The following is a 16,573-nucleotide window of genomic DNA, read 5'->3' as shown; positions in this document are numbered from 1 at the left end:
TAATTAAGGTTAGATGGATCTTGGAGAATAAGGAGTCAATAAGTATCCTTTCGCCAATTCGATAAACTCTCGTTCCTGTTCATTTGCCCATTCTGCGGAATGCCCGTTTTCTTTTGCAATAATTGCGGCGATCTTATGCGCACTATCGATTGCTGCTCTTGCATCTAAAAATAAAAGTCGGACTCTTCGTGCTAAAATATCCTCAATGGTTTGTGCCATTTCGCTTCGGATAGCCCAAATTGCTTCTGCGACTGTAAATGGATGATCAGGATGTATCTTTTCTGAAAACTCAGGATTGTTTTGCTGTAATTTTTTGATTTCCGGAATATCTGCTCCGTAAACGTATAAATGATTGGTTCTGTCCACCGTTTCAGGTTTCACATTTCCGTGAATCGAAAGATGTTCTGTTTTGGAAGTTGTCGTTCCCAATTTATGAACCCTCATTGCTTCATCGATAGTGTCTTCTGCCATTTTACGGTATGTGGTCCATTTTCCACCGATGATGGAAACTAATCCAGTATCGGATGTTACGACTTTGTGACTTCTTGAAACTTCTTTCGTGCTTTTGCTTCCGTCTTTTGGAGCGGCAAGAGGCCTAAGTCCTGCGAAAACAGATTTTACATCTTCGCGGGTTGGTTTTTTAGATAAATATTGTCTTGCCGTATTTAAAACAAATTTAATTTCATCTTCCAAAGCTCTCGGTTCGAAACTTTCGTTTTCCAATAAAGTATCAGTTGTTCCAACCAAAGCGCGGTCGTGCCATGGAACGACAAACAAAACTCTTCCGTCTGATGTTTTCGGAATCATGATGGCGTCATCACTTTTTAAGAAAGATTTATCCAAAACCAAATGAATTCCCTGACTTGGAACTACGAATTTTCCGTGTTTCGGATTATTCATATTTAATATGTCGTTCGTGAAAACTCCAGTTGCGTTGATGACCACCTTCGCTTTGATTTCGAATTGCTCTTTCGTGAACTGATCTTCTGCAATAACTCCGATGATTTTATTGGAATCATTTTTAATTAAATTAATAACTTTAACGTAATTAACGGCTGTTCCTCCTTTTTCAATAATCGTTTGAGTTAAATTAATTGCCAGTCTAGCATCATCAAACTGTCCGTCCTGGTAAACCACTCCGCTTGCCAAACCTTTTTGTTCGATAGTAGGAAGTTTTTCAACGGTTTTTGATTTGCTGATGTATTTTGTTCTTCCTAAACTTAGCTTTCCGGCAAGAAAATCGTAAACCGAAAGTCCTATTTTATAATAAATTCCTCCCCACCAAGTATAATTTGGAATAATAAAAGATTGATTTTTAACAACATGTGCTGCGTTTTTTGACAACAGTCCTCTTTCCTTTAATGCTTCTTTTACTAAACCTATATCTCCCTGTGCCAAATATCGTACTCCACCATGCACTAGCTTAGTACTTCTGCTGGAAGTCGCTTTCGCGAAATCGTGAGATTCCAACAGTAACGTTTTAAATCCTCTGCTTACTGCATCCAATGCCGAACCTAAACCGCTCGCTCCTCCACCGATAATTAGGAAGTCCCATTCTTTTACCGTGGTTATTTTGCTGAGTTCTTCGTTTCGTTTCATAATATTTCGTTATGTTTCGTTTTCAAAGTTAAAAATTAAAAACGAAACTAAAAAGAAAATAAATGAAATTTTTCGAATCCAAATAAAATTGGTATTTTTGATGAAACGAAACGAAATGGAAAAGCTGTTACCGAGACACAATGATATACTAAAAGAGCTGGATGAAAAGGATCATGTGCTTGTACAGGATTTGTGTGATAAGTTCAATGTTTCGTCGGTTACGATTCGAAAAGATTTAAATTATCTCGAAAGTTTAGGTCTGCTTTTCCGAAATCACGGAGGAGCGAGCAAGCATGTAAGATATGCGTACGAGAAGAATGTTGGAGAAAAAGAAAGCATCAATGTAGAAGCGAAACAGGAAATTGCCAAATCGGCATTGTCTTTAATTCAGGAGAACGATTGTGTTATTTTGGCTTCCGGTACGACGATGCATTATTTGGCGAGAATGCTTGTGAATTTCGGTCCGTTGACGGTTTTAACATCTTCTTTGCGTGTTGCGATCGAGCTTTGCAATAATCCTAATATTAATATTATACAATTGGGAGGCGAGGTGAGAAAAAGTTCTACTTCTATTGTGGGTTCTATTTCTGAAACAATTCTGAAACAATTCTCCTGTAATAAATTATTCCTTGGTGTGGACGGAATCGATATGGATTTCGGAATCAGTACTTCAAACGCTGCGGAAGCTCATTTAAATCAATTAATGATTGAATGTTCCGAGCAGGTTGTAATTCTTGCGGATTCTTCAAAATTAAATGTAAAAGGCTTTGGAAAAATCGCTTCATTGGATAAAATAGATTATCTGATCACAGATAAAGGTATTTTAGAAGAAGACAAAAATAATCTCGAAGAAATTGGAGTGAGTGTAATTATTAATTAAAATCCGAGTCGTTTTTAAATTTTCCGTAATTCAAAAATATTTTCTTGAAAATTTAGCCTAAATTTTCCCAAAATGATCTAATTGATTAAAAATCAAAATATTTTACCTTAAATATTTGTCAGTTATAAAATTATTCATACATTTGCACACTCATTTTAGGGGCGTAGTATGCCTATATCAAAAGTAGAAATTACTTCAGACCTCCGAAAAATGGGGATAAATAAAGGATAAATTTTATTATAATATAAACAATGTCAGGTATTATTGGTAAAAAAATCGGTATGACGTCTTTGTTTAACGAAGAAGGAAAAAACATTCCTTGTACAGTTATTCAGGCTGGTCCATGCTCGATTTTACAGGTCAGAACCTTAGAAGTTGACGGCTATGCTGCTGTTCAATTGGGTTTCGATGACAAGAGTGAGAAGAACGTTGGTAAAGCGTTAGCTGGTCATTTCAAAAAGGCTGGTTCTGCTCCTAAAGCTAAATTAGTTGAATTCCACGACGGATTCGCAGATGCTAAAGTAGGAGAGGAAGTAAAAGTTGATCTATTCATCGAAGGTGAATATGTAGATGTAACAGGAACTTCTAAAGGTAAAGGTTTCCAAGGTGTTGTTAAAAGACACGGATTTGGAGGTGTAATGCAGGCAACTCATGGTCAGCACAACAGACTTAGAGCTCCAGGTTCTATCGGTGCTGGATCTGACCCTTCAAGAGTATTCAAAGGGATGAGAATGGCTGGTAGAATGGGAGGTGAGCAGGTAACTGTACAAAACCTTCAGGTATTAAAAGTGGATCAAGAACAAAATCTTTTAGTAGTAAAAGGTGCTGTTCCGGGAGCTAAAAATTCTTATGTAATTATCAGAAAATGGAACTAGTAGTATTAAATACATCAGGAAAAGAGACCGGAAGAAAAGTAACTCTAGACGAAACAGTATTCGGAATTGAGCCAAATCAGCACGCGGTTTACTTAGAAGTTAAACAGTACCTTGCTGCACAAAGACAAGGGACTCATAAAGCAAAAGAAAGAAGCGAAATCACTGCTTCTACTAAAAAACTTAAGAAGCAAAAAGGATCTGGTTCTGCTAGATATGGTGATATTAAATCTCCAACTTTCAGAGGTGGAGGTAGAGTATTCGGGCCAAAACCAAGAGACTACAGATTCAAATTGAACAAAGCGCTTAAGAGATTAGCTAAAAAATCTGTTCTATCTCAAAAATTGAGAGATAACAGTATTAAAGTATTAGAGGCTTTCAATTTCGAAACTCCTAAAACTAAAGAGTTTATCAACATCAATAACGCTTTAGGATTCGAAGGTAAAAAATCTCTTTACATCTTAGATGAAGCAAACAAAAATGTTTATTTATCTTCAAGAAACCTACCTAAGACTAAAGTTCTTACTTACAACGAAATTAGTTCTTATGACCTAATCCATGCAGGTGAGATCGTATTCTTAGAAGGTGCTATCGAGAAATTCCAAGAAAATTTAAAGAAATAAGTCATGTCTATTATTATTAAACCAGTTATTTCAGAAAAGGCTAATTACCTTACAGATTTAAGAGGTTCTTATTCTTTCTTAGTAGATACTAAGGCGAATAAAATCCAGATCAAAAAGGCTGTTGAAGCAGCTTACGGTGTAAAAGTAGCAGACGTTAACACAATGATTTATGCTCCGAAGGTTTCTTCGAAATACACTAAAAAAGGTCTTCAAGTAGGAAAGACAAACAAATTGAAAAAAGCGGTAATCAAACTTGCTGAAGGTGAGGTTATCGATATTTTTGCTGTAAATTAATTATTAATTATAAATAATAGTAATGTCTGTTAGAAAATTAAAACCTATCACCCCGGGACAGAGATTCAGAATTGTAAACAATTTTGAGGAAATTACTACCAACAAACCAGAGAAATCTCTAACAGTTGGTATTAAAAAGTCAGGTGGACGTAACCAAACAGGTAAAATGACCATGCGTTACACCGGAGGTGGACACAAAAAGAAATACAGAATTATTGACTTCAAAAGAAACAAAGCAAACGTTGAAGCAACTGTAAAATCTGTAGAATACGATCCAAACAGAACTGCATTTATCGCTTTATTAGAGTACGCAGACGGAGAGAAGAGATATATCATCGCTCCAAACGGTATTAAAGTAGACCAAAAAGTAGTATCAGGTGAAAGCGTAGAGCCAAACGTAGGAAACGCAATGAAATTGAAAAACATTCCATTGGGTACTGTAATTTCTTGTGTTGAAATGAAGCCTGGTCAAGGTGCAATTTTAGCAAGAAGTGCTGGTTCTTCAGCTCAATTAACTTCAAGAGACGGAAAATATGCAATCATTAAATTGCCTTCAGGAGAATCTAGAATGATTCTTACTGAATGTATGGCAATGATTGGTTCAGTTTCTAACTCTGATCACCAATTAACTGTATCAGGTAAAGCTGGTAGAAGCAGATGGTTAGGTAGAAGACCAAGAACAAGAGCGGTAGTAATGAACCCTGTAGATCACCCAATGGGTGGTGGTGAAGGACGTTCTTCTGGAGGTCACCCAAGATCTAGAAACGGTAAACCATCTAAAGGTTACAAAACTAGAAAGAAAAACAAAGTGTCTAACCGTTACATCGTATCTAAAAGAAAATAATTATGGCAAGATCACTTAAAAAAGGACCGTTCATTCATCATACTTTAGATAAGAAGGTTCAGGCAAATATAGAGTCTGGTAAGAAGACAGTTATCAAAACTTGGTCTAGAGCATCTATGATCTCTCCGGACTTCGTAGGACAAACTATTGCTGTACACAACGGGAAATCTTTTATCCCTGTATATGTTACAGAAAACATGGTGGGTCACAAGTTAGGCGAATTTTCTCCAACAAGATCTTTCAGAGGTCATGGTGGTAACAAAAACAAAGGAAGCAGATAATCATGGGATCTAGAAAACAAGATAGTTCAATCGCAAGAAAAGAAGCTAACAAAGACGTTGTAAAAGCTTCATTAAATAACTGCCCATCATCTCCGAGAAAAATGAGATTAGTTGCTGATATCATTAGAGGAGAGCAGGTAGATAAAGCTCTTTATATCCTAAAATATTCTAAAAAAGAAGCATCTAACAAGTTAGAGAAATTACTTCTTTCTGCTATGGCAAACTGGCAGGTGAAAAACGAAGGTGCGGATATCGAAGAAGCAAACCTTATCGTTAAAGAAATCTTCGTGGATAGCGCAAGACAATTGAAGAGACTAAGACCAGCTCCGCAAGGTAGAGGGTACAGAATCAGAAAAAGATCTAACCACGTTACATTAATCTTAGGTAATAAAGAAAACTAAATCAAGGTATGGGACAGAAGACAAATCCAATTGGTAACAGATTAGGTATCATCAGAGGATGGGATTCTAACTGGTTTGGTGGAAACGATTATGGAGACAGAATCGCTGAAGACTACAAAATCAGAAGATACCTTGAAGCTAGATTATCTAAAGGTGGGATTTCAAGAATTTATATTGAAAGAACATTAAAATTAGTAACAGTTACAATTACTACTGCTAGACCGGGACTTATCATCGGTAAAGGAGGTCAGGAAGTTGATAAACTGAAAGAAGAGTTGAAAAAATTGACTAAAAAGGATATTCAGATCAACATCTTCGAAATCAAAAGACCTGAGCTAGATGCAGTATTAGTTGCAGACAGCATTGCTAAGCAAATTGAAAACAGAATCTCTTACAGAAGAGCTGTTAAAATGGCTATGGCAGGTACAATGAGAATGGGTGCAGAAGGTATCAAAGTTCAAATCTCTGGTAGATTGAACGGAGCTGAAATGGCAAGATCAGAATCTTTCAAAGAAGGAAGAATTCCATTGTCTACTTTCAGAGCAGATATCGATTACCACATCGGTGAAGCACTTACTCAGTACGGAAAGCTAGGTGTAAAAGTTTGGATCATGAAAGGTGAAGTTTACGGTAAAAGAGAACTTTCTCCATTAGTGGGACAGCAGAAAAAAGGAGGTCAGTCAGACAGAAGAGATAACAGAGGAGGAGACAGAGACAACAGAAGACCTAGAAAGAACAATAACAATAATAACAATAATAATTAAAAATTTTAGATAGAAATTTTGAATTTTAAATTACCGTTACTTTTTTAAAATAAAAAAAATCTAAAATCTAAAATCTAAAATCTAAAATTTAGAAATTATGTTACAACCAAAAAGAACCAAGTTCCGTAGAGTTCATAAGATGAAAATGAAGGGGAGTGCCCAAAGAGGTAGTCAACTTGCTTATGGAACTTTCGGAATCAAGGCTACAGAAGGTGCTTGGATCACTGCAAGACAAATTGAAGCTGCTCGTATCGCTGCGACAAGATATATGAAGAGAGAGGGTCAACTATGGATCAAAATTTTCCCGGATAAGCCAATTACTAAAAAACCAGCGGAAGTACGTATGGGTAAAGGTAAAGGTGCTGTGGAATATTGGGTAGCTGTAGTAAAACCAGGTAAAATTATGTTCGAAATCGGGGGGGTACCTTACGATATCGCTAAGGAAGCTTTAAGACTTGCTGCACAAAAATTACCAGTAGTTACTAAATTCATCGTTGCTAACGATTTTGTTAAACCTCTTTAATCTTTGAATACAATGAAAAAAGCTGATATTAAAAATTTAAGCGCGGGTGATATTCAAGCTCAATTAACTGAAGCAAAAGCTCAATATTCTAAATTGAAATTGGCTCATGCAATCAGCCCAATTGAAAACCCGATCCAAATCAGAGATTTGAGAAAAACAATCGCTAGACTAAATACTGAGTTAACTAACAAACAATAATTTCATTTTACAATGGATAGAAATTTAAGAAAAGAAAGAATCGGAGTGGTTTCCAGTAATAAAATGGAAAAAACTATTGTTGTTAGCGAAACTACAAGAGTAAAGCACCCGATGTACGGTAAATTCGTTTTGAAAACGAAAAAATATACTGCACATGACGAGAACAACGAGTGCAACGAAGGAGATACAGTTTTAATTTCTGAAACTAGACCTTTGAGCAAGAGCAAGAGATGGAGATTAGTAAGAATCATTGAAAAAGCTAAGTAATAATGTTACAAACAGAATCAAGATTAAAAGTTGCTGATAACACAGGTGCGAAAGAAGTACTAGTTATTAGAGTTCTGGGAGGAACCAGAAGAAGATATGCTTCAGTTGGTGATAAAATCGTTGTTACGATCAAAGATTCTACACCATCAGGAAACGCTAAAAAAGGTCAGGTATCTAAAGCTGTAGTAGTAAGAACTAAAAAAGCAGTGAGAAGAAAAGATGGTTCATACATCAAATTCGAAGACAATGCTTGTGTATTACTAAACGCAGCGGGAGAAATGAGAGGAACACGTGTTTTCGGACCAGTTGCTCGTGAGTTGAGAGACAAAGAATATATGAAAATCATTTCATTAGCTCCTGAAGTACTTTAATATTTAAAATTTTAAAAAAAATGTCAAAGTTAAAAATAAAAAGAGGAGATAACGTAATCGTAACTACAGGTAAGAAAGGTCTTAAAGGTAGTACTGGTGAAGTTATTGAAGTGATCAAAAAAGAAGGAAGAGACCCTAGAGTTATCGTTGCAGGACTTAACATCGTTAAAAAACACGTTAAGCCTTCAGCTTCTAACCCTCAAGGAGGAATCACTGAGAAGGAAGCTTCTATTCATATCTCAAACGTAGCTTTAGTTGGTAAAGACGGAAAAGCTATCAAAGTAGGTTACAAAATCGAAGGAGATAAGAAAGTAAGAATCAACAAAAAAACGGGTGAAACTTTATAATTTTAAATAACACATGGAATATATAGCAAGACCCAAAAAAGCATATAAAGAAACGATTGTTCCAGCAATGATGGAAGAATTCGGATACAAATCAGTAATGCAGGTACCAAAACTTGAGAAAATCATTTTATCTCAAGGTTTAGGAGACGCTACTGCTGATAAAAAAATCATCGATTATGCTGTAGAAGAACTTACAAATATCACTGGTCAAAAGGCTGTTGGTACGATCTCTAAGAAAGACGAAGCTGCTTTCAAATTGAGAAAAGGTATGCCTGTAGGTGCTAAAGTTACTCTTAGAGCTGATAAAATGTATGAGTTCTTAGACAGATTAACTTCTTCTGCATTGCCAAGAATCAGAGATTTCTCTGGTATTAAAGCTGACGGATTTGATGGTAGAGGTAACTATAACTTAGGTATCACTGAACAAATCATCTTCCCTGAGATCGTAATCGACAAAGTGAAAAAAATCCAGGGGATGGACATCACTTTCGTTACTACTGCGAAAACAGATAAAGAAGCTAAAGCATTATTAACTCACTTCGGTTTACCATTTAAAAAGAACTAAGAAATGGCTAAAGAATCAATGAAAGCGCGTGAGCGCAAAAGAGAAGCACTAGTTGCTAAATACGCTGCTAAAAGACAGGCTCTTAAAGAAGCTGGTGATTACGAAGGACTTCAAAAATTGCCTAAAAATGCTTCTCCTGTAAGATTACACAACAGATGTAAACTAACAGGTAGACCAAGAGGATACATGAGAACGTTCGGTATTTCCAGAGTAACTTTCAGAGAAATGGCAAACAACGGTCTTATCCCGGGAGTTAAAAAAGCTAGTTGGTAATAATTACTAATTAAAAAATCGGGACAATTAAGTTGTTCAGATACTAAAGATAAAAATATCAGACCGAAGTTTTCTGAAGTCTGATATTTTATTCTTCAAGTCTTTACAATACTGATTGTTCTTTAACCAATAATTTATAAAAGAAAAATGGTAACAGATCCAATTTCAGATTTCCTAACTAGAGTAAGGAACGCACAAAGCGCAGGCCACAAAGTGGTGGAAATTCCTGCATCGAAAATCAAAAAGGAGATTACTAAGATCTTATTTGATCAAGGGTATATCTTAAACTACAAGTTTGAAGATAGCGCTGTTCAAGGAACAATCAAAATCGCTTTGAAGTACGATAAGCAAACTAACAAACCGGCTATTAAATCTATCCAAAGAGCTTCTAGACCAGGTTTGAGACAGTACAAAGGTTCAGCTGAGCTTCCAAGAGTACTAAACGGTTTGGGTATTTCTATCATCTCTACTTCTAAAGGAGTAATGACTGACAAGAAAGCTAGAGAAGAAAAAGTAGGTGGTGAAGTAATCTGCTATGTTTATTAATTTTTAATCAAAGGAAAATGTCAAGAATTGGTAAAGCAATTATAACAATTCCAGCAGGAGTTACAATCACTGAAAACAATGGTGTGGTAACTGTAAAAGGTCCTAAAGGAGAACTTTCTCAGGAGCTTACAGCAGGAATTACTATAGAACAGAAAGATGGCGAACTTAACGTTAACAGACCATCTGATGCTAAACAACACAAAGCGCTTCACGGTTTATACAGAGCGTTAATCAACAACATGATTGTTGGTGTTTCTCAAGGTTTCGAAAAGAAACTAGAATTAGTAGGGGTAGGATACAGAGCTTCACACGCAGGTCAAAAACTTGAGTTGGCTTTAGGATTCTCTCACGGTATCGTACTAGAACTTCCAAACGAAGTGAAAGTTGATACATTGACTGAAAAAGGTAAAAACCCAATTATTACTTTAACGTCTCACGACAACCAACTTCTAGGAATGGTAGCTGCAAAGATCCGTTCTTTCAGAAAGCCTGAACCATACAAAGGAAAAGGTGTAAGATTCGTAGGAGAAATTGTTAGACGTAAAGCTGGTAAATCTGCTTAATAAATTATAAGTATTATGGCATTAAGTAAATTAGAAAAAAGAATAAGAATCAAAAGAAGAGTAAGAGGAAAAATCTCTGGATCTTCTGAATTGCCAAGATTATCTGTATACAAAAGTAATAAGGAAATTTACGCTCAGTTAATCGATGATAATAGTGGAAAAACTTTAGCATCAGCTTCTTCTAGAGAGAAAGGTGTAGATGCTAACGGAACAAAATCAGAAGTTTCTGCTGCTGTTGGTAAAGCTATCGCTGCTAAAGCTATCGCTGCAGGAATCGAAAATATTGTATTTGATAGAAACGGATTCGTATATCACGGAAGAGTAAAAGCTCTAGCTGACGGTGCGAGAGAAGGAGGACTTAAATTCTAATCATTAAAATTTCGGAAAATATGTTAGGACTAGATAATATAGAAAGAGTAAAACCGGGAGGATTAGAACTTAAAGATCGTCTCGTAGCTGTTAACAGAGTAACAAAAGTAACTAAAGGAGGTAGAGCCTTCGGATTCTCTGCTATCGTTGTAGTAGGTAACGAAGATGGTGTTATCGGTTACGGATTAGGAAAATCTAAAGAGGTTGCTTCTGCAATTGCTAAAGCGGTAGAAGACGCTAAGAAAAACCTTGTGAAAGTTCCTGTAATGAACCACACTATTCCTCACCAGACTACTGCTAGATACGGTGGTGCAGATATCTTCTTAAGACCTGCTTCTCACGGTACAGGGCTTATCGCCGGTGGTGCGGTAAGAGCGGTATTGGAGTCTGCTGGTATTCACGATATCCTTTCAAAATCTAAAGGATCTTCTAACCCTCACAACGTGGTGAAAGCTACTTTCAAAGCGTTATTGGATATCAGAAGACCTGAAGAAATTGCTAGAATGAGAGGAGTTTCACTAAGTAAAGTGTTTAACGGTTAATATATAAACAATGGCAACAATCAAAGTAAAGCAAGTAAGAAGCGCTATTGGAAGAACAAAAACCCAAAAGAGAACGCTTGAAGCATTAGGATTAAAGAAACTTCACCAAGTTGTAGAACACGAAGCTACTCCTTCTATCTTAGGAATGATAGCTGCAGTTAGTCACTTACTTGAAGTTCAAAAATAATTTTTAAAATAATTTTAAAATGAATTTAAACAACATAAAGCCAGCTGCAGGATCTACTTTCAATTCAAAAAGAATTGGTAGAGGACAAGGTAGCGGAAAAGGAGGTACTGCTACTAAAGGTCACAAAGGACAGAAAGCAAGAGCTGGTTATTCTCAGAAAATCGGTTTTGAAGGAGGTCAGATGCCTTTACAAAGAAGATTACCGAAATTCGGATTCAAAAACGTAAACAGAAAAGAGTTTAGAGGAGTTAACCTTGATACAATCCAGACTTTAATTGAAAATAAATCTATCACTGGAGATATTACAAGAGAAGTAATGATTGAGAACGGTCTAATTACTAAAAACGAATTAGTGAAAGTTATGGGTAGAGGAGAGTTGAAATCTGCGGTTTCTATCTCAGCTGACAAATTCACTAAATCTGCTGAAGAGCTTATTGCTAAAGCAGGTGGAAAAGCAATTACCTTATAACAATTACTAATGAAAGAATTTATACAAACCCTCAAAAATATTTGGAGTCTTAAAGAGCTTAGAGATAAAATTCTCTTCACTTTAGGTATTATTCTTGTGTATAGATTCGCATCTTATATCTCTTTACCTGCGATTAACCTTGCAGAAGTAGGAGATCTCTTAGAGCATTATAAAAATCAAGGCGGTAACAAGCAAGGAGCAGGTCTCCTTGGCTTGCTTTCGTCGTTTACGGGAGGAGCTTTCAGCCACGCTTCCGTAATGGCGTTAGGTATCATGCCTTATATTTCTGCTTCTATTATTGTTCAGTTGATGGGGATGGCTATTCCTTATCTTCAGAAGCTTCAGAAAGATGGAGAGTCAGGTAGAAATACATTGAATCAGATTACTAGATGGTTAACGATCGGAGTTTGTCTTGTACAGGCGCCTTCTTATTTAACCTCTATTACTCAATTGTTTTTACCTTATGCTCAGTTCTCATCTGCATATTATGTAGAGCCAAATTCTATCATGTTCTGGTTGCCAAGTATTGTTATTTTGGTAGCTGGTTCAGTATTCGCAATGTGGTTGGGTGAAAAAATCACCGACAAAGGTATCGGGAACGGTATCTCTATCCTAATTATGGTGGGGATCCTTTCAAGATTACCGGAAGCATTCGTTCAGGAGATGGCAGTGCAGAACGGAAAAGGAGGGATGGGATCAATCATGATCCTTATTGAAGTAATTTTCTGGATGTTGGTTGTTCTTTTGGCAGTGGTATTATCCGTTGCTGTTAGAAAAATCCCTATTCAGTATGTAAGCAGAGCTCAGGCAAGAGGAGGTGTAAACAGAAATCTTATGCAGGGAGCAAGACAGTGGATTCCATTGAAAGTAAATGCTGCCGGTGTAATGCCGATCATCTTTGCTCAAGCATTGATGTTCGTTCCGGGGTTATTAACAAAAGTAGATGAGTCTAACACTTTTCTTGCAGGTTTCAAGAATGTTTTTAGCTGGCAGTACAATGTATTGTTCGCGCTATTAATTATTATCTTCTCGTTTTTCTATACTGCAATTACAATTCCGGTGAACCAGATGGCTGATGATTTGAAGAGAAACGGAGGTTTAGTACCGAAAGTAAGACCAGGAAAAGAGACGGCAGATTACTTAGATGATATTTTATCAAAAATTACCTTGCCAGGTGCAATATTTTTGTCTATCTTTGCAATCCTTCCGGCAATTGTGCATGGAACCTTTGTTCAGACAGATGCGTTCGCCCTATTTTTCGGGGGAACATCACTATTGATTATGGTGGGAGTAATTTTAGATACCGTTCAACAGATTAACACCTATCTGCTGAACCATCACTATGATGGCTTAATGCAGTCTAAACTGTCTAGAACGACTGGATATTAATTTATGGCAAAACAAAAACATATTGAACAAGACGGCGTTATAACGGAAGCACTTTCGAACGCCCAGTTCCGTGTAGAGCTGGAAAACGGGCATGTCCTTATTGCTCATATCTCCGGTAAAATGCGAATGCATTATATTAAACTTTTACCTGGTGATAAGGTGAAATTAGAAATGTCTCCTTACGATTTATCAAAAGGGAGAATTACATTTAGATATTAAAAACAAAATGCCAAATGGAATATTTTTTCCATTTGGCTATTGTTAAAAAATAAATACTATCAAAATGAAAGTAAGAGCATCAATTAAAAAAAGAAGCGCTGATTGCAAAATCGTACGCAGAAAAGGTGTACTATTCGTGATCAACAAGAAGAACCCAAAATTTAAACAAAGACAAGGTTAATTAAATTATGGCGAGAATTGCAGGTATTGATTTACCAAAAAACAAAAGAGGAGTTATCGGTTTAACTTACATCTACGGAGTTGGAAGAAGTACTTCTTCTGAAATCCTTAAAGCTGCCGGTATCAGCGAAGACAAGAAAGTCAACGAATGGAATGACGATGAATTGGCTGCCATCAGAACATATATCTCAGAAAACGTAAAAGTAGAAGGAGAGCTTAGATCTGAAGTGCAATTGAACATCAAGAGATTGATGGACATAGGATGCCAACGAGGAATACGTCACAGACTTGGATTACCTTTAAGAGGCCAGAGAACGAAAAACAACTCTAGAACCCGTAAAGGAAAGAGAAAAACTGTTGCTAACAAGAAAAAAGCTAGTAAATAATCGTTAGGAATTATGGCAAAACAAACTAAAGTAGTTAAGAAAAGAAAAGTAAAAGTTGAAGCTATTGGTGAAGCTCATATTCAGGCTTCTTTCAATAACATCATCATTTCTTTAACAAATAAAAACGGAGAGGTTATCTCTTGGGCTTCTGCCGGTAAAATGGGTTTCAGAGGTTCTAAAAAGAATACTCCATTTGCTGCTCAGATGGCAGCTGAAAATTGCTCTGCTGTAGCTCACGAAGCTGGATTAAGAAGAGTAAAGGTGTTTGTGAAAGGACCAGGTGCAGGTAGAGAATCTGCCATCAGATCTATTCACAATTCAGGAATTGAAGTTTCAGAAATCGTTGACGTGACTCCTATGCCACACAACGGATGTAGACCACCAAAAAGAAGAAGAGTTTAATTTTTAGAATTTACCCATTATGGCAAGATATATTGGACCTAAAACTAAGATTGCTAGAAAGTTTGGTGCTGCAATCTACGGAGATGACAAAAACTTCGAGAAAAGAAAAAACCAACCGCCAGGACAACATGGTCCTAACAAAAGAAGAGGTGCTAAAAAATCAGAATATGCAGTTCAGTTAGCTGAAAAACAAAAAGCTAAATATACTTACGGTATTTTAGAAAGACAGTTTGCTAACCTATTCGACAAAGCACACAGAAGTAAAGGTGTAACTGGTGAAGTTCTTTTGCAACTTTGCGAGTCTAGATTGGATAACGTAGTATACAGATTAGGTTTTGCTAAAACAAGATCTGGAGCTAGACAATTGGTTTCTCACAGACACATTACTGTGAACGGAGAAATCCTTAACATCCCTTCATATTTGGTAAAAGCTGGTGACGTAATCGCTGTAAGAGAAAAGTCTAAATCTCTTGAAGTGGTTACTACTGCATTGGCTTCTAAAGCAAATTATGAGTGGTTACAATTCAACGATGAGAAGAAAGAAGGTACCTTCATTTCTGCTCCTGAGAGAATCCAGATTCCGGAAGACATCAAGGAGAACCTTATCGTCGAACTTTACTCTAAATAATTTTTTAATCAAATTTTTGCTCAACCCAATAATATGGCAATTTTACAATTCATAAAACCCGATAAAGTAATTTTACTTAACTCTGATGAATTTAGAGGTTCGTTCGAATTCAGACCACTAGAACCAGGTTTCGGGCTTACAATCGGTAATGCTTTGAGAAGAGTGTTGCTTTCTTCTCTGGAAGGATACGCTATTTCATCTATCAAAATAGAAGGTGTAGAGCACGAATTTTCAACTATTCCAGGAGTAATCGAAGATGTTACCGAAATTATTCTTAACCTTAAGCAGGTGAGATTAAAAGCTACGGCAGAAAACCAGTCGAATGAGCAGGTTGTTGCTAAAGTTTCGGGTCAGACAATTATTACTGCTGGTGATTTAGGTAAATCAATGACTGGATTTGAGGTGTTAAACCCGGATTTGGTGATCTGTAACCTAAACAGTGATGTAACTTTCGAGATCACTTTCAATATAGAGAAAGGAAGAGGATATGTTCCTTCGGAACAAAATAAGTCAAACAATGCACCTGTAGGTACTATTGCGATCGACTCTATTTTCACTCCAATCAAGAAAGTACAGTACAGTATTGAGAATTATCGTGTAGAGCAAAAAACAGACTACGAAAAACTTGTATTAGATATAGAAACTGACGGGTCTATCAGCCCTCAGAATGCTTTAACAGAAGCTTCTAAGATATTAATTTATCACTTCATGCTGTTCTCTGATGAGAGAATCACGTTGGAGACCGAAGCGGTGAAAGCATCTATCCAGTACGATGAAGAGACTCTTCACACAAGACAATTACTGAAGTCTAAATTAGCAGATATGGATCTTTCTGTAAGAGCCCTTAACTGTCTGAAGGCGGCTGAAGTAGAAACTCTTGGTGAGCTTGTTTCTTACAGTAAGTCTGATTTGATGAAATTCAGAAATTTTGGTAAAAAATCTTTGACAGAACTAGAAGAATTAGTGCATTCAAAAGGTCTTAACTTCGGTTTCGACGTTGCAAAATATAAATTAGACGCTGATAATTAATTAATAATGAGACACGGTAAAAAATTCAATCACTTAGGAAGAACAGCTTCTCACAGAAGCGCTTTACTTTCTAATATGGCTTGTTCTCTAATTGAGCATAAAAGAATCAACACTACTGTAGCTAAAGCTAAAGCTTTAAGAGTATATGTTGAGCCTCTATTAACAAAAGCAAAAGAAGATACTACACACAACAGAAGAATTGTTTTTTCATATCTTCAAAATAAAGAGGCAGTTGCTGAATTGTTCAGAACTGTAGCTCCTAAAATCGCTGAGAGAAACGGTGGTTATACAAGAATCATCAAAACAGGTTTCAGACCAGGTGATGCTGCTGATACTGCTCTTATCGAATTGGTAGACTTCAACGAGCTTTACAACCCTAATGCTGAAGAGAAGAAAACTACAAGAAGAAGCAGAAGATCTGCAACAGCTACTAAGAAAGAAGCTGTAGTTGCTGAAGCTCCTGTAGTAGAAGAAAAAGCTGCTGAGCCAACGGCTGAAGCTGCTGATTCTACAGAGGAAAAAACTGAAGAATAATATTCATCAGATATATAAAAAAACCGTT

The 16,573-nt window shown here is 36.5% G+C and carries 30 protein-coding genes; 29 read left to right on the top strand and 1 reads right to left on the bottom strand.

What is annotated here, in order from left to right; genetic code table 11:
• Positions 1 to 9: 9 nt before the first annotated feature.
• Complete coding sequence (locus BUA89_RS04705; RefSeq protein ID WP_072953580.1) at positions 10 to 1,599, bottom strand: glycerol-3-phosphate dehydrogenase/oxidase; 1,590 nt, start codon at positions 1,597 to 1,599, stop codon at positions 10 to 12.
• 115 nt (positions 1,600 to 1,714) lie between these two features.
• Here BUA89_RS04705 and BUA89_RS04700 point away from each other — a divergent pair, with 115 nt between their 5' ends.
• The 29 genes from BUA89_RS04700 (at position 1,715) to rplQ (ending at position 16,545) form a co-directional block, all read left to right on the top strand.
• A complete protein-coding gene (locus tag BUA89_RS04700) occupies positions 1,715 to 2,479 on the top strand; it encodes a DeoR/GlpR family DNA-binding transcription regulator (protein ID WP_072954250.1) in 765 nt (254 codons plus the stop codon).
• A 251-nt stretch (positions 2,480 to 2,730) separates the two neighbouring features.
• A complete protein-coding gene (rplC, locus tag BUA89_RS04695; protein ID WP_072953578.1) occupies positions 2,731 to 3,354 on the top strand; it encodes a 50S ribosomal protein L3 in 624 nt (207 codons plus the stop codon).
• A complete protein-coding gene (gene rplD, locus BUA89_RS04690) occupies positions 3,345 to 3,974 on the top strand; it encodes a 50S ribosomal protein L4 (protein WP_072953576.1) in 630 nt (209 codons plus the stop codon). The genes rplC and rplD overlap by 10 nt, the downstream gene beginning before the upstream one ends.
• 3 nt (positions 3,975 to 3,977) lie before the next feature.
• The gene (rplW, locus tag BUA89_RS04685; protein ID WP_042720941.1) at positions 3,978 to 4,268 is read left to right on the top strand and encodes a 50S ribosomal protein L23; all 291 of its coding nucleotides are present in this window, start codon (positions 3,978 to 3,980) and stop codon (positions 4,266 to 4,268) included.
• Between the two features lie 22 nt (positions 4,269 to 4,290).
• Positions 4,291 to 5,112 carry a 50S ribosomal protein L2 gene (rplB, locus tag BUA89_RS04680; protein WP_072953574.1) on the top strand — a complete coding sequence of 274 codons (822 nt, stop codon included), beginning with the start codon at positions 4,291 to 4,293 and terminating at the stop codon, positions 5,110 to 5,112.
• Between the two features lie 2 nt (positions 5,113 to 5,114).
• Positions 5,115 to 5,393: a 30S ribosomal protein S19 gene (gene rpsS, locus BUA89_RS04675; protein ID WP_002983209.1), complete on the top strand. Its 279-nt coding sequence runs from the start codon at positions 5,115 to 5,117 to the stop codon at positions 5,391 to 5,393.
• 2 nt (positions 5,394 to 5,395) lie between these two features.
• Positions 5,396 to 5,794, top strand: coding sequence for a 50S ribosomal protein L22 (gene rplV, locus BUA89_RS04670; RefSeq protein ID WP_072953572.1), 399 nt, complete (start codon positions 5,396 to 5,398; stop codon positions 5,792 to 5,794).
• Positions 5,795 to 5,802: 8 nt separating this feature from the next.
• A complete protein-coding gene (rpsC, locus tag BUA89_RS04665; protein WP_072883925.1) occupies positions 5,803 to 6,558 on the top strand; it encodes a 30S ribosomal protein S3 in 756 nt (251 codons plus the stop codon).
• Between the two features lie 97 nt (positions 6,559 to 6,655).
• Positions 6,656 to 7,081 (top strand): 50S ribosomal protein L16, encoded by a 426-nt coding sequence (rplP, locus tag BUA89_RS04660; protein WP_072953570.1) that lies wholly within the window; start codon positions 6,656 to 6,658, stop codon positions 7,079 to 7,081.
• A 12-nt stretch (positions 7,082 to 7,093) separates the two neighbouring features.
• The gene (gene rpmC, locus BUA89_RS04655; RefSeq protein ID WP_027381309.1) at positions 7,094 to 7,279 is read left to right on the top strand and encodes a 50S ribosomal protein L29; all 186 of its coding nucleotides are present in this window, start codon (positions 7,094 to 7,096) and stop codon (positions 7,277 to 7,279) included.
• Positions 7,280 to 7,291: 12 nt separating this feature from the next.
• Positions 7,292 to 7,546, top strand: a complete 255-nt coding sequence (gene rpsQ, locus BUA89_RS04650; protein WP_034678021.1) for a 30S ribosomal protein S17 — start codon at positions 7,292 to 7,294, stop codon at positions 7,544 to 7,546.
• 2 nt (positions 7,547 to 7,548) lie between these two features.
• Positions 7,549 to 7,917, top strand: a complete 369-nt coding sequence (rplN, locus tag BUA89_RS04645; RefSeq protein WP_007839504.1) for a 50S ribosomal protein L14 — start codon at positions 7,549 to 7,551, stop codon at positions 7,915 to 7,917.
• A gap of 20 nt (positions 7,918 to 7,937) precedes the next feature.
• Complete coding sequence (rplX, locus tag BUA89_RS04640) at positions 7,938 to 8,264, top strand: 50S ribosomal protein L24 (RefSeq protein ID WP_072953568.1); 327 nt, start codon at positions 7,938 to 7,940, stop codon at positions 8,262 to 8,264.
• Between the two features lie 13 nt (positions 8,265 to 8,277).
• Positions 8,278 to 8,829, top strand: a complete 552-nt coding sequence (rplE, locus tag BUA89_RS04635) for a 50S ribosomal protein L5 (RefSeq protein WP_072953567.1) — start codon at positions 8,278 to 8,280, stop codon at positions 8,827 to 8,829.
• 3 nt (positions 8,830 to 8,832) lie between these two features.
• A complete protein-coding gene (rpsN, locus tag BUA89_RS04630) occupies positions 8,833 to 9,102 on the top strand; it encodes a 30S ribosomal protein S14 (RefSeq protein ID WP_029297771.1) in 270 nt (89 codons plus the stop codon).
• Positions 9,103 to 9,249: 147 nt separating this feature from the next.
• The gene (rpsH, locus tag BUA89_RS04625) at positions 9,250 to 9,648 is read left to right on the top strand and encodes a 30S ribosomal protein S8 (RefSeq protein ID WP_039364085.1); all 399 of its coding nucleotides are present in this window, start codon (positions 9,250 to 9,252) and stop codon (positions 9,646 to 9,648) included.
• A 17-nt stretch (positions 9,649 to 9,665) separates the two neighbouring features.
• Positions 9,666 to 10,211: a 50S ribosomal protein L6 gene (gene rplF, locus BUA89_RS04620; protein ID WP_072953565.1), complete on the top strand. Its 546-nt coding sequence runs from the start codon at positions 9,666 to 9,668 to the stop codon at positions 10,209 to 10,211.
• A 15-nt stretch (positions 10,212 to 10,226) separates the two neighbouring features.
• Positions 10,227 to 10,580, top strand: coding sequence for a 50S ribosomal protein L18 (gene rplR / locus BUA89_RS04615; protein ID WP_072953563.1), 354 nt, complete (start codon positions 10,227 to 10,229; stop codon positions 10,578 to 10,580).
• Between the two features lie 20 nt (positions 10,581 to 10,600).
• Positions 10,601 to 11,122 (top strand): 30S ribosomal protein S5, encoded by a 522-nt coding sequence (gene rpsE / locus BUA89_RS04610; protein ID WP_047401284.1) that lies wholly within the window; start codon positions 10,601 to 10,603, stop codon positions 11,120 to 11,122.
• 10 nt (positions 11,123 to 11,132) lie between these two features.
• Complete coding sequence (gene rpmD, locus BUA89_RS04605) at positions 11,133 to 11,309, top strand: 50S ribosomal protein L30 (RefSeq protein WP_029297759.1); 177 nt, start codon at positions 11,133 to 11,135, stop codon at positions 11,307 to 11,309.
• Positions 11,310 to 11,328: 19 nt separating this feature from the next.
• Entirely contained in the window at positions 11,329 to 11,778 is a 450-nt protein-coding gene (rplO, locus tag BUA89_RS04600) for a 50S ribosomal protein L15 (protein WP_072953561.1), read from the top strand.
• A 9-nt stretch (positions 11,779 to 11,787) separates the two neighbouring features.
• Positions 11,788 to 13,167, top strand: coding sequence for a preprotein translocase subunit SecY (gene secY / locus BUA89_RS04595; protein WP_072953559.1), 1,380 nt, complete (start codon positions 11,788 to 11,790; stop codon positions 13,165 to 13,167).
• A 3-nt stretch (positions 13,168 to 13,170) separates the two neighbouring features.
• Positions 13,171 to 13,386 carry a translation initiation factor IF-1 gene (infA, locus tag BUA89_RS04590; protein ID WP_029297754.1) on the top strand — a complete coding sequence of 72 codons (216 nt, stop codon included), beginning with the start codon at positions 13,171 to 13,173 and terminating at the stop codon, positions 13,384 to 13,386.
• A gap of 64 nt (positions 13,387 to 13,450) precedes the next feature.
• The gene (gene rpmJ / locus BUA89_RS04585; RefSeq protein WP_007839480.1) at positions 13,451 to 13,567 is read left to right on the top strand and encodes a 50S ribosomal protein L36; all 117 of its coding nucleotides are present in this window, start codon (positions 13,451 to 13,453) and stop codon (positions 13,565 to 13,567) included.
• A 7-nt stretch (positions 13,568 to 13,574) separates the two neighbouring features.
• Positions 13,575 to 13,952, top strand: a complete 378-nt coding sequence (rpsM, locus tag BUA89_RS04580) for a 30S ribosomal protein S13 (protein ID WP_002983260.1) — start codon at positions 13,575 to 13,577, stop codon at positions 13,950 to 13,952.
• A 12-nt stretch (positions 13,953 to 13,964) separates the two neighbouring features.
• The gene (gene rpsK, locus BUA89_RS04575) at positions 13,965 to 14,354 is read left to right on the top strand and encodes a 30S ribosomal protein S11 (RefSeq protein ID WP_034694697.1); all 390 of its coding nucleotides are present in this window, start codon (positions 13,965 to 13,967) and stop codon (positions 14,352 to 14,354) included.
• Positions 14,355 to 14,373: 19 nt separating this feature from the next.
• Positions 14,374 to 14,982, top strand: a complete 609-nt coding sequence (rpsD, locus tag BUA89_RS04570) for a 30S ribosomal protein S4 (RefSeq protein ID WP_072953557.1) — start codon at positions 14,374 to 14,376, stop codon at positions 14,980 to 14,982.
• Positions 14,983 to 15,015: 33 nt separating this feature from the next.
• Positions 15,016 to 16,011 carry a DNA-directed RNA polymerase subunit alpha gene (locus BUA89_RS04565; RefSeq protein WP_072953555.1) on the top strand — a complete coding sequence of 332 codons (996 nt, stop codon included), beginning with the start codon at positions 15,016 to 15,018 and terminating at the stop codon, positions 16,009 to 16,011.
• Between the two features lie 6 nt (positions 16,012 to 16,017).
• Positions 16,018 to 16,545, top strand: coding sequence for a 50S ribosomal protein L17 (rplQ, locus tag BUA89_RS04560; RefSeq protein ID WP_072953553.1), 528 nt, complete (start codon positions 16,018 to 16,020; stop codon positions 16,543 to 16,545).
• Positions 16,546 to 16,573: the final 28 nt, after the last annotated feature.

Origin of the sequence: Chryseobacterium arachidis, from assembly GCF_900129245.1 — a bacterium.
Taxonomy (GTDB): domain Bacteria; phylum Bacteroidota; class Bacteroidia; order Flavobacteriales; family Weeksellaceae; genus Chryseobacterium; species Chryseobacterium arachidis.
This window is presented reverse-complemented; position numbering and strand designations above follow the sequence as displayed.

Bases quoted from the DNA above. Each gene is read 5' to 3' on its own strand.
- BUA89_RS04705 (WP_072953580.1), bottom strand. From the start codon at position 1,599: ATGAAACGAAACGAAGAACTCAGCAAAATAACCACGGTAAAAGAATGG.
- BUA89_RS04700 (WP_072954250.1), top strand. From the start codon at position 1,715: ATGGAAAAGCTGTTACCGAGACACAATGATATACTAAAAGAGCTGGAT.
- rplC (WP_072953578.1), top strand. From the start codon at position 2,731: ATGTCAGGTATTATTGGTAAAAAAATCGGTATGACGTCTTTGTTTAAC.
- rplD (WP_072953576.1), top strand. From the start codon at position 3,345: ATGGAACTAGTAGTATTAAATACATCAGGAAAAGAGACCGGAAGAAAA.
- rplW (WP_042720941.1), top strand. From the start codon at position 3,978: ATGTCTATTATTATTAAACCAGTTATTTCAGAAAAGGCTAATTACCTT.
- rplB (WP_072953574.1), top strand. From the start codon at position 4,291: ATGTCTGTTAGAAAATTAAAACCTATCACCCCGGGACAGAGATTCAGA.
- rpsS (WP_002983209.1), top strand. From the start codon at position 5,115: ATGGCAAGATCACTTAAAAAAGGACCGTTCATTCATCATACTTTAGAT.
- rplV (WP_072953572.1), top strand. From the start codon at position 5,396: ATGGGATCTAGAAAACAAGATAGTTCAATCGCAAGAAAAGAAGCTAAC.
- rpsC (WP_072883925.1), top strand. From the start codon at position 5,803: ATGGGACAGAAGACAAATCCAATTGGTAACAGATTAGGTATCATCAGA.
- rplP (WP_072953570.1), top strand. From the start codon at position 6,656: ATGTTACAACCAAAAAGAACCAAGTTCCGTAGAGTTCATAAGATGAAA.
- rpmC (WP_027381309.1), top strand. From the start codon at position 7,094: ATGAAAAAAGCTGATATTAAAAATTTAAGCGCGGGTGATATTCAAGCT.
- rpsQ (WP_034678021.1), top strand. From the start codon at position 7,292: ATGGATAGAAATTTAAGAAAAGAAAGAATCGGAGTGGTTTCCAGTAAT.
- rplN (WP_007839504.1), top strand. From the start codon at position 7,549: ATGTTACAAACAGAATCAAGATTAAAAGTTGCTGATAACACAGGTGCG.
- rplX (WP_072953568.1), top strand. From the start codon at position 7,938: ATGTCAAAGTTAAAAATAAAAAGAGGAGATAACGTAATCGTAACTACA.
- rplE (WP_072953567.1), top strand. From the start codon at position 8,278: ATGGAATATATAGCAAGACCCAAAAAAGCATATAAAGAAACGATTGTT.
- rpsN (WP_029297771.1), top strand. From the start codon at position 8,833: ATGGCTAAAGAATCAATGAAAGCGCGTGAGCGCAAAAGAGAAGCACTA.
- rpsH (WP_039364085.1), top strand. From the start codon at position 9,250: ATGGTAACAGATCCAATTTCAGATTTCCTAACTAGAGTAAGGAACGCA.
- rplF (WP_072953565.1), top strand. From the start codon at position 9,666: ATGTCAAGAATTGGTAAAGCAATTATAACAATTCCAGCAGGAGTTACA.
- rplR (WP_072953563.1), top strand. From the start codon at position 10,227: ATGGCATTAAGTAAATTAGAAAAAAGAATAAGAATCAAAAGAAGAGTA.
- rpsE (WP_047401284.1), top strand. From the start codon at position 10,601: ATGTTAGGACTAGATAATATAGAAAGAGTAAAACCGGGAGGATTAGAA.
- rpmD (WP_029297759.1), top strand. From the start codon at position 11,133: ATGGCAACAATCAAAGTAAAGCAAGTAAGAAGCGCTATTGGAAGAACA.
- rplO (WP_072953561.1), top strand. From the start codon at position 11,329: ATGAATTTAAACAACATAAAGCCAGCTGCAGGATCTACTTTCAATTCA.
- secY (WP_072953559.1), top strand. From the start codon at position 11,788: ATGAAAGAATTTATACAAACCCTCAAAAATATTTGGAGTCTTAAAGAG.
- infA (WP_029297754.1), top strand. From the start codon at position 13,171: ATGGCAAAACAAAAACATATTGAACAAGACGGCGTTATAACGGAAGCA.
- rpmJ (WP_007839480.1), top strand. From the start codon at position 13,451: ATGAAAGTAAGAGCATCAATTAAAAAAAGAAGCGCTGATTGCAAAATC.
- rpsM (WP_002983260.1), top strand. From the start codon at position 13,575: ATGGCGAGAATTGCAGGTATTGATTTACCAAAAAACAAAAGAGGAGTT.
- rpsK (WP_034694697.1), top strand. From the start codon at position 13,965: ATGGCAAAACAAACTAAAGTAGTTAAGAAAAGAAAAGTAAAAGTTGAA.
- rpsD (WP_072953557.1), top strand. From the start codon at position 14,374: ATGGCAAGATATATTGGACCTAAAACTAAGATTGCTAGAAAGTTTGGT.
- BUA89_RS04565 (WP_072953555.1), top strand. From the start codon at position 15,016: ATGGCAATTTTACAATTCATAAAACCCGATAAAGTAATTTTACTTAAC.
- rplQ (WP_072953553.1), top strand. From the start codon at position 16,018: ATGAGACACGGTAAAAAATTCAATCACTTAGGAAGAACAGCTTCTCAC.